1 protein-coding gene is annotated in these 11,993 nt (G+C 49.6%); it reads left to right on the top strand.

From position 1 onward, the window contains the following. The first annotated feature begins 300 nt into the window (after positions 1-300). A complete protein-coding gene (locus tag LEUMU_RS0117255) occupies positions 301-11,880 on the top strand; it encodes a GEVED domain-containing protein (RefSeq protein ID WP_169446448.1) in 11,580 nt (3,859 codons plus the stop codon). The last annotated feature ends 113 nt before the right edge of the window (positions 11,881-11,993 follow it).

Genomic DNA, 11,993 nt, shown 5'->3' with positions numbered 1-11,993 from the left:
CGGACACTGACCGTTTTGGATGATGGTTTGTGTGAATAGGGGCTGAATTTATTCAGCCCCTTTTTTGTGCCTGTGGATATTGTGTGGGAAAGCTTATTTGGAGGTGTTTATTCAGCTTTGGTTGTGGAAGGAGGTGTTAGTTTTGAAGTAATACCTACAGTGTCACAGAGTTATCTGGTGTTGACTGAAAGTTGCCATGAAGTAGTTCCGCAAAACTCATCTTGGCATTAGATTTGATCTGGAAAGTATAAATTCCAGAGCCATGAGAATAAGAGAATAAGAATAAGAATAAGAATGAAAATGAGTGGCTTAGTTACTAGTCGCCTTGGGCGATTAAATCGTGTTTTTCTTAAAACAGCAGTGGCTGTTAACCTAGCCTTAGCTAGCGCTTCTGCCTTAGGTGCAACGACACCTTTCGAAAGCTATTGTTTACCTCCTGCCTCCATAAACGCAGCAGGTGACGCTATTAGCTGGCTGGATGATGGTCTCAGTATCTACACTATTGGTAACAATACCAATGCACTGGGCTATAGGGAGTCAGGCTTTCAGGATGTGGTTGCTCAAATGGGAGGCACTCTAACCACACTCAATGGTAATAGTGATTATAGTTTTACAGGTAATACCGGTTCTGGGTCTGCGGTTAATAGTGTGGGTACTTTTGATAACGGAACAATGCGTTTCAGTACAGACTATGTCACAACCAATTTGTCTCAATTTCGAACGACAACAGCCGCTAATTTCTTTTCGGGCGAAACTGGTAACGGAGTTTATATCTTCCCGGAGCAGGGTGGAACTGCAGGTGACTCTTATACCGTATCAATAGACTTTACCACACCCGTTAATGCTTTCAGTTTTGATCTGATTGATATTTTTGACACACTGAACCTTAACAGCCCTGTACTTCGTTATGAGATCTATGCTGACGGTGAACTGGTAGCCTATTTAAAAGGTCCCTTTCTTGGGGATGACTTAACGGGATCACTAACCTTAGTGGATGGCAACGGCACGACGCGTGGAACAGTTACTGCAGGACAAAATATTGAGAACACACTTGGCTTTATCGCAAGTTCGCCAGTCAGTAATGTATCGATAAAACATATTGTGGAAAGCGGCACTATCGATGCCGGCGCACGTGACCCTCATGGCTTGGATACGCTGAGTTACAGCACTGATATCGTGTGTGTAAAGCCAGCAGATTATGGCGATGCTCCGGATAGTTATGGCGATGCCAGTCATTCCATTGAAGCTGGTGTGCAGTTAGGAGTGATAGCTCCTGATCAGGATGCGGAGTCTCAGAATTTAGCCAATGGCGGTGCTGAAGGCACCGGTGATGATTTAGATGGGACTGATGATGAGGATGGCGTGGTTATACCTCCGCTGACTTTAGGAGTGGCCACGGTAGTCAGTGCAACCGTTTCCGGAACGAATGGTAAGTTACAAGCTTGGATTGACTGGAATGGTGACGGTGACTTTGCCGACCTTGGCGAGCAGCTACTCACTAATGTTCAGGATAATGGTGTTGGAGATACGGACTTAACTCTGGGCAGGATTGGCTTTGCTATTACCCCGGCTTTGAGTTCCACCGTTGGAACTACCTATGCTCGTTTTCGCTGGTCAAGTGATCTGAATGTGGCTAGTACAGGTTTAGCCACTAATGGTGAGGTTGAGGATTATGAAATAACGCTTTTGCCTTCGGCTCCTGCAAGTCCCGACGTGCCTTTTGCGGCCTGTCAGGCTTCAGACTTTACTGGAATCTCGCCAGATGGACTTGAAGATCGCAGTTTCCCTCGCGGCTACTGGGCGGCCAGTTATTATCAAGGGCAGAATGGTTTTGCCAGCTCAAGCTACGGTCCTACTAATGGATCAGGTGGCAGCGGAGCAGCTGAGTTCCGTGGTGAAGCATTCTGGGGTACTGGTGAGAATCCGGTGCAAACGTCGTCGAATGGAACATGGAACGCCATAGGAACATGGTCTAATGGTGGTGAAACACCAACTTCGCCAAGCCTTCCGCATCCAAGCTACGTTGGTTCAACTTGGTCAGACAGTAATGCCTACTACCAGATTGATTACAGACGTAAGATTGATTTAGCCGGTGTTATTCGAATCGCAGACATCGCGGACAGCTATGTAGATGATGGTGTCGAGGTGTACGTTAATGGTGTGCGTCAATGGGCGACACACCCACCTAGCGGAGGACCTAATGGTTGGATAAGCCAGACAAATCCGGGACAAGTGTCTGTTGCTGCCAATGATGAAGTGCTGATTAGATTTATCAACCTGGGTTACATCGGTGGATTCCACTTTGCTTATGATCTCCCTGGGGTTGACTGCTCGGATACGCCAACAAGTGGAACAAACTATGGAACAGCTTCACACATTGAAGATGCCACCAGCGCTTTATATCTTGGTTCGGCGGTAGATGACGAAACAGCAAGTATCGCAAGTGCCAATGCGGATGGGGATGGCAGCGATGATGATGGTATTGATTTACCGAAATTGACCGCTGGCCTTGTTAGTTCTTATTCAATCTTAAGTTCAGACATTACCGCTGCTGGTACCGGAACACTACATGCTTGGATCGACTTTGATGGTAATGGCACGTTTGATGCCGATGAACATAGCAGCACTAGCGTAAGTGGTGGTTCTGCAGCCGGCTCCCTGATCTGGACTTTGGATGGGGTGGGTGGCAATCCGAATTTCACACTGAGTGCTGGTGATAGTACCTTTGCGCGTTTCCGTCTTACTTCGGATACCTCTGTAACGGCAAGTACGCCAGCCTCGGGAGCCAGCGATGGTGAGGTAGAAGACTATGTGCTCGCTATTAGCGCTCCTGATGTGCTTGCAAGGCCGACGGGCTGTGGTGTGTATAACCATGCTGGGTGGCTGACTAATGCTGGTCCCTACATTAATAAGCAAATATTGTTTGGAAGCGGTGACCAACTGCGTGATCCCTATGCCTATGCCAACTTTGGTAAAGATGCTGACGGCCGCATCATAACGTCGTTTGGTCTGCCGAATGAGACGTTGAGTGGTTCAATTCCCGGTAAAGCGGGCACTGAATTGTCAGAGATTGCAGTTGGGGAGCCTGGTCAAAAATCAGAATATCACCTGACCGTATTCCGCTTAGATGGTAAACCCGGCACGACCGATACCGTGAAGTTTACCTCGGTAGGTGGTGCGGACAATATTTACGCTTGGATTGAGGACTCGGCAGGTAATGTACTGACACATGCCAATGAGTTTATTTACTCAGTTCCGGCTGCTCCTGAGCCTCAAGATGGCGACGGCGAAGAGCTTCCACTGACCTTTACTTATCCGGCAGATGGCGTTGTATATCTCTATGGTAGCTTATTTGATCCTTCCTCTTACTACGGTAAGACGACGGTTGAAGACTACACGTGTCCCTCTGATTTAAGTGGTGTCGTTTTTGAAGACATTAATTACGGTGGTGGCGCGGGTCGCGATCAGGCAAGCGCTTCAGGTGTTGGCGTAAATGGGGTAACGGTTGAGCTTTATGATGATACTGGTGCTTATGTCAGCAGCACAACGACGGTCAATGATGGCAGTACAGATGGTACGTATAAATTTGAAACCATCACGGATGGCGATTATTTCGTTCGTATTGTGAATGATACGGTTGGCTCTACTCGTGGTGGTGCTAATGGTAGCGAGCTTGCAGTGCAAACTTTCCGCACAGATGGAACGACGGCGGTTACTAATGAAGTGGGTGGTCGCAATCCGGCCATCGCAGATGATGTTGCCTATGATGACGCGAGCCCATCGACACTCAATACCAGTACGTTTGTGTTTACCGGCGGTACCTTGGATGGTGGAGAGGCGCAATCATTGCAGCCAATCACTATGGCAGGCGCTGACCTGACTGAGGTTGATTTCGGCTTTAACTTCGACACCATCGTCAATACAAATGATGCCGGCCAAGGCTCTTTACGCCAATTTATTCTCAACAGTAATTTACTGGATAACACGGGATTGGATCAGGTTGATAATGCTGCGGATGGCGCGACTGACCCAGCAGCCGGTGTTGAAACCTCAATCTTTGAAATTCCGGGGTCTGGCGTACAAGTCATTGAGCCGACTACCGGTTTACCCGCAGTAACCGATAGCTTTACCGCGCTGGATGCAACAACTCAGCAAGGTGCAAGTTGTGTGGCAGGTGCGCGTACATTGCAAGTGCAATTAGACGGTAGCAATGCGGGTGTGAATGAGCAGGGTATTAGTATTGATGCTAGCGATGCGATTATTCGCGGCTTCGCCATTGGTGAGTTTAGCGAGCAGGGTATTCACGGTAGTGCCAATGCGGATAACTTGGTAGTTGCTTGTAATAATGTCGGTTTGGCCGCGGATGGCAGCACCTTAGCCACCAACGGTTTGCACGGGATTTGGATTGAAGATGCCACGAATATCACCATTGGTGGTAGCACCGACACTGAGCGAAATATTGTCTCCGGTAACACACGCCACGGGATAAATCTGGATGGCGTGAATGGCGCGACGGTACAGTTTAACTATGTCGGTACGGATGAGAGTGGTGACAGCGCACGGACGAATAATAATGAAGGGGCTCAGTACGGTGGTGTTGCGGCGATCGCTAGTGCGACCAATATCAGCATCTTAGACAACCTGATTTCAGGTAACGACAAGATCTCCGGTACATCGCCGATCAATGCCACTGATGGTATTTATCTCTACGCGGCCAACACGATTGATATCAAGCGCAATCTGATCGGAACGCGAGCCGATGGCTTGGCAGCTTTATCCAACTCTGGTCACGGTATTTACAGCTTCAATACTAAAAATATTGTCGTGGGTGGCTCAGTCGCTGACCGCAATGTGATTTCCGGAAATGGTGAAGATGGAATTAACACCCGCTTTGGTACTGATACGGTCTCGATTCTCAGCAACTATATTGGTGTTGCTATCAATGGCACGAGTGAGCTGGGTAATACGGATAACGGTATTTTCTTAGCAGATACTGCCAATGCCATTATTGGTGATGGCACGGTGGCGGGTCGAAATGTTATCGCTGGCAATGATATTAGCGGTGTGCGTATTTCAGCTTCTGGTGGCACGACGGTAAAAGGTAACTATATTGGTGTTGATGCCACGGGCATGAGTGCGATTGGGAATAGTTTGCACGGCGTGTATGTCCAAAATTCGGCTGACGTTGTAGTCGGAGGCAGTGCGGCGAATGATCGCAATGTGGTCTCTGGTAATGGCGTTATAGGCGTCTATATGGTCGGTGCGACGTCTGACACACGGGTTGAAAATAACGTGGTCGGCTTGCTGTCCGATGGCGATACCATTGCAGCCAATGGTGGTGCGGGTATTGAAACCTCGGGAACTAATGGTGTCGTGATTCATGACAACGTCGCCTCGGGCAATGGCTCACGCGGTGTGCATTTGGTGAATAGCCCGAACACCACGGTGACCAATAACCTGATTGGTTTGAATGAAGCGGGTACGGCTGATCGCGGCAATACCAGCTATGGTATCGATGTTGATACTGCGGCGGTGAACTTGGCTGTCAACGGCAATACCATTGCTGGCAATGGCAGTACCGGTATCCGAATTATTAATGGTGATGCGACGAATAACGTCATTACTAATAACCGAATCGGTGTCGCGCTGGATGGCACGACAGGCATGGGTAATACCAACGGCGGTGTGCTGATTCAAAGTACTTCTGGCGTGACAGTTGGTGGCAGTGCGGCTAATGAGAGCAATATCATTGCTTATAATACGGGCGATGCAATTACTGTCTTAAGTTCGGGTGCTAAGAACAATACTGTTAGTCGTAACGTGATGTATGCCAATACCGGTTTAGGTATCGATTTGGATCAGGATAACGTCACGCTCAATGATGCTGGCGATAGTGATTCCGGAGCGGGTAATGACGGCCTTAACTTCCCACAGTTCTCACAAATCACACTGATTAGCGGCAATTTAACGGTAGCCGGTTGTGCACCTGCGGGAGCGACGGTCGAGCTGTTTGAAGCAGATGTTTCACCAACTTCTGGTAGCGGTGTCAGCGCAGGTTCAAATGCGTTTGGCAAGACTCAGGATTATGGTGAAGGTGAAGTATTCCTGACGGCTTGGACTATGCCTGCTAGCGGCACAGCCTGTGCGTTGCCTGCCGATGCGGATGGCAATGACTCGACGGGTATGTTGGCCTTTAGCCAGACCTTTGCCTTGAGCAGTTTGCCTGCCGGAGCGAGTATCGTACTGGATGATAAGTTGACCGCGATTGCGACTTTGGCTGGTACCGGTACTTCTGAATTCTCGGCCATTGGTTTGGTGGCCAGTTTTGATTATGGTGATGCGCCATTGTCAGGCACTGCGCCAAGTGGTTCGGGTAATAATAATTATGGCATCACGCAACATGCCGTGGTGTCGGGTATGAGCTTAGGTAGCAGTGATCCTGATATCGACGCAAGCTATCAAGATAGTGCCTTAGCCGATGGTGATGATGTTAATGGCGCGGATGATGAAGATGGTATTTTGCTACCGGCTTTGGTGGCGGGTGATACGCAATATTCTATTGTCAGTGCAGATATTACCGCAGTTGGTAGCGGTACATTACATGCTTGGATCGACTTTGATGGTAACGGTACGTTTGATGCCGATGAGCACAGCAGCACTGCGATTTCCAGTGGTACAGCGGGTACGCTGAGTTGGACCATGGACGGCGCCGGTGGCAATCCTGACTTTAGTTTAGCCGGTGCCAGCACGACATTTGCGCGTTTCCGGTTTACCTCCGATGCCTCAATCACCGCCAGCACGCCCGCTTCAATTGCGGCAAATGGTGAGGTTGAAGACTATGCCATGACCATTCTGGATAATACGCCGGATGTAATGACCAGACCGGGCGTGTGTGGTGGCTTTGTGTCACGTGGTTGGGCAACGGATGCGGCGGGAATCTTGCATGATAACGACATCCGCTTTAACTCTGGTAGTGCGCAAAATGATCCTTATGCCTTCCTAGCGTTAAGACGTCAGGCGAATGGCAAAATTGTAACCTCGTTTGGTGATCCTGATCTTCTGGAAACGCTGACGGGCAGCATTCCGACGCGTGCAGGTAATAATTTAATCACTACGGCACGTACAGATAGCGGTCATCGCTCTGAGTATCATGCGACCATATTCCGTCTTGAAGGCACTCCCGGTGCCACTGAAACGGTGAATTACGATACCAATGGTGGAGCAGAGTACTCGGCTTACTGGGTTGAAGATGCGGCGGGCAATGTACTGAGCGCTGCAGACTTTGTGTATACCTATGCCAGTGGCGGCGGTATTGGTGAGAGCTTCGATATATCCGTGACTTACCCTACGGATGGCGTGGTGTATGTTTACTCGGTCTTGTTTGACCCGACTCAGGCCTATGGCAGACCTACACTGCTTAATTACACCTGTCCAACGGATTATTCCGATGGGTTGGCCGATGGCTTAGATACGCCAAATGGCACGGTGACGGCTTCGGCTTATGGCGACGCGACGCACCAGTTATTACCGGGCATTCAATTGGGTGCAAGTGTGACAGCAGACACGGCCAGTGTATTGGCGGCGGATGATGCTTCGGATGATGCGATTGCCAGTTTTCCACTGCTATCTGAAGCGATGACTAGCTACCAGATTAAAGCTACTGACATTGTAGCCACAGGAGACGGTACGCTGTCTGCGTGGATCGATTTTGATGGTGATGGTGCATATCAGGCAGATGAATTAGCCACGGCTGAGGTGGTTGCAGGTGTGGTGCAGGCCGATTTAGACTGGGCATTTACCGATATTATGGCGGCTGGTACCAGCTATGCGCGTTTCCGTTTAACGTCCGATACCCTGGTTGATGTGGCCGGAACGACGGGAGTGGATGAGCGTGCGACACTGGCGGCGATTGATGGTGAGGTCGAGGATTACCCGATTCCCATTGTTGAAGCCAGCAAGTTGAACGGTATTGTGTTTGAAGATATCAACTACGGCGGTGGTGCCGGACGTGATCAGGCGAGCGCTTCAGGCGTTGGGGTGAATGGCGTAACGGTTGAGCTTTACGACAATACCGGCGCATTTATCGCAAGTACAACCACTGCGAATGATGGTACTAACGACGGCGCGTATGAGTTCGCTGGTTTGATTAATGGCGATTATCATGTGCGTGTTGTGAGTGACACTATTAGCTCTACCCGAAGCGGTGCGGATGGCAGTGAGCTTGCGGTGCAAACCTTCCGTACGGATGGCACAACACCAGTTACTGCGGAAGTTGGTGGGCGACAGCCAGCACTTAGCGATGGCACGGCATATGATATTGCCAGCCCTTCCGTTCTGAATACCACAAGCTATGCCTTTACCGGCGGCACCTTGGATGGTGGTCAATCGCAATCGGTTACTCCGGTTACCTTGGTAGGCGCAGATATCACAGGCATTGATTTTGGCTTTAACTTCGACACCATCGTCAATACGAACGATGCCGGCCAAGGCTCGCTGCGCCAGTTTATTCTCAACAGTAACTTGCTGACTGACATCCCGAATCAGAACATTAATGCTGGACAGGAAACCTCCATCTTTATGATCCCGGATGGTACCGGCTATGCTGGTACAGCAAACCACGGCGCACTGGATTTGACTGCAGGAGGTCTCGCAACCATTGCCACTGGTACAGGGTTTGATGCGATCACCGATCACTTTACGGCATTGGATGCCAGCACCCAAAACGGTGCTAGCTGTTCACCAAGAACGTTAAAAGTCGTACTAGATGGTAGTAGTACCGCTGCTGGTTCTGGCATTGATGGCTTCACTATCACCGGTAATAACGCAACCGTGCGCGGTTTCTCTATTGGTGGTTATGATCGTCACGGGATTAACCTCTCGGGTGACGATGCGTTGCTCGTCTGTAACCATGTGGGTTTGGATGCTGCCGGTACAACTGCAACACCGAATACAGTTAACGGAATCAATGTTTCTACCTCAGTCAATGTGCAAATTGGTGATGGTAGTGCAGCCGGCATGAACGTGCTATCGGGCAATACAGAACAGGGCCTGTTCATAGGCGTAACCGGTGCGGGTATTGTAGTAGACACAAACCACATGGGTACCACCCTTGATGGTCAGACCGCGCTACCTAATGGGAAACACGGTATCTTTGCGGCCAATATCTCTACTGCCGGTGCCACGTTAACGGTACAAAATAACGTCTCATCCGGTAATACTATTTCTGGTCTGTACGTGATTAACAGTGAAAATTTGACATTAACGACTACCAACAACCTGTTGGGTATGGCCGCTAATGGCACAACAACGCTGGCGAATGGTGGGCATGGTTTACATATTTCCGGTGGTGGCACGGGTACTTTCAACGCCACTATTACTAATAATACGTTGTCGGGTAACACTCAGAATGGTGTATGGATTGCCAATAGCCGTATGATCAATATCACCAACAACCGTATTGGTGTAGATACCGCTGGTAATTCAGCCGGTAATAACAGCTTTGGTATTCGCATACTAAACAGCGCTGATATTACTATCGGAGATGGTACTGCACCCGGCAGCAATATTATTGCCAATAATGGTTCGGATGGTTTGTATGTCGATGGGGCGACGGATGCGGTGATTAGCCGCAACAGTCTGTATAGCAATGGAGGGTTGGGAATTGATCTGGTAAGTGCCGCTGCTGATGTAACGCTGAATGATGCCAACGATGCGGATACCGGGCCTAATGGCGGGCTTAACTTCCCGCAGCTTACCCGCGTAGTATATTCTGGTTCTGATCTGATTATTCAGGGCTGTGCGCCAACTGGCTCGACGGTTGAGCTGTTTGAGGCGGATGTTTCTTCTACCTCGTCCAGCGGTGCGACGGCTGGTGATAATAGCTTTGGCAAAACGCAGGATTACGGTGAAGGTGAAGTCTATATAACCAGCTTTGAAGAAGGCGTGGATGAAGATAGTACCTTAGCCGCAGTGAACTGTAGTGGCCTTAGCGATGCAGATGGCAATGATGCGACCGGTATGAGTCCGTTCCAATGGCGCATGGCATTGCCAGCAGGCTTGCAGGTTGGCGATAAGCTGACCGCTACCGCAACGCTTACTGGAACCGGAACGTCCGAGTTCTCCGCCGTGGCGATTATTGCCGGTCAGGATTATGGTGATGCGCCAAGTCGTTACAACACGACGTTAGCCTCCGATGGCGCGCGACATGATGTGATTAACAATGTGTATTTGGGTAGTGTAAAGCCGGATGTTGATAGCGATGGCCAGCCAAGTACCGCTGCTAATAGCGATGGTGCTGATGAAGATGGGATTGCCAGCTTTGGCGCGCTCACCATCAGTGACAGCAGTTATAGCGTTGTTGCCAGAGTGAATAATAGCACCAGCAATACCGCCACCTTGATTGCCTGGATTGATTTTGATGGCAACGGACGTTTCGATGCTGATGAAGCGGCGATTCGTACGGTCTCGGCCGGTGCGAGTGGTTCTGATATTACGCTCAACTGGTCTAGTATTCCCTTGGATATTAAAGCGGGTGATACGTACCTGCGTGTTCGTCTGACGACGGATTCACTGAATAATCGTGAGCCGGATGGCCCTAAGCTGGATGGTGAGGTTGAGGATTACCCCATCACCATTACGACAGTGGGTGTGACGGTAAGCGGACGTGTATTTAATGATGCAAATGTGAATGCAGCTAATGACAGCGGTGAAGTGGGTGTAACCCAGTTGCCAGTTGTGCTGTATGACACGGTCAATAAAGTGTGTGTGAGTACTCGAACCGATGGCAGCGGTGCTTACGCTTTTGAAGATGTAGTTCCGGGAACTTATCAGGTCTATGAGGCTTCGCGTGAAAGTGTGCCAGTTCCTCGAAACTGTGGTCCGGCATTTGCTAAAAACCCAGGTAGTTACCGCTCTACTATGGATAATGTGCGTGAAGCATTTATCGTTACCACCAGTGATATTACCGGGCAGGATTTTGGTGATGTTAAGTTGCCAGTTTTTGAACCGGATAATACGGGTCAGGTTTTACCGGGCAATGTGTTGTTCTATGCGCATAAATTTACAACGCCAGCCAAGGGAAGCGTGAGTTTTAGCAGTGTATCCAGTGGGAATAAAAGCAGTGGTTGGTCGTCGATTATTTATCGCGATGCAAACTGTGATGGCACGCTTAATCAAAGTGATGGGGCTGTGCCGTTGGGTACTGGCTCGTTGGCGGTCGATGCGGCTGATAATATCTGTTTGATTAACAAAGTCTATGCGCCAGCTAATGTGGCGGCTAATGATCAGTATGTTCAAAATATCACGGCGGACTTTGATTTTGAAAATACGGTTGCAGGCACCTTAGCGCTGATAGTCCGGGATGTGACGACGGCATTGCAGGTGGTGGCACCTGCTTTACCTGCAACGCCTGAAGTGGTCGCGGAACCGGTCACTCCGGTACAAGCACCGGTGGAAGCAACGCCAACCACGCCGTATATTCCTGAAACTGAGGAAGTTCCTGCACAGGCTCCGGTGGCGGCTACCCCGGTAACACCTACCGTTGGGCCATCGCGTTTGGAATTGCGAAAAACTGTGCGTAATATAAGCACTAATAGCGGGGAAACCGATACAGTGAATACCGCCAGTCCTGGGGATATATTGGAGTACCGAATTTATTACAGCAATACGGGTACTGGTCCTTTGACTGATCTGGTGGTGAATGACTTGGTTCCGGCTTACACCGAACTCGATGGTGCTTTAGATTGTGGCGGTGTGCTGACGGGAATGAGTTGTACAACGAGTCCGGTTGGTTTGAATGGCAGTTTGCAGTGGAATTTCACTGGTGCTGTATTGGGTGGCGCCGGAAGCTCGGTCAGCTATCGGGTCGTTATTGATGAGTAGCTAACATAAATTTGGCCCAAGAAGATTTGGGTTATAGGGTTTGTAGTGCTTTACAAGGATAGTGGACTGCTACTAATTAGCCGCCGAGCGTTGAAATAAACGGTCGGCGGCTA

This window comes from Leucothrix mucor DSM 2157 (genome assembly GCF_000419525.1).
Lineage (GTDB): Bacteria > Pseudomonadota > Gammaproteobacteria > Thiotrichales > Thiotrichaceae > Leucothrix > Leucothrix mucor.
The sequence above is the reverse complement of the archived record's forward strand: the minus strand, read 5'-3'. Positions and strand labels throughout refer to the sequence as shown.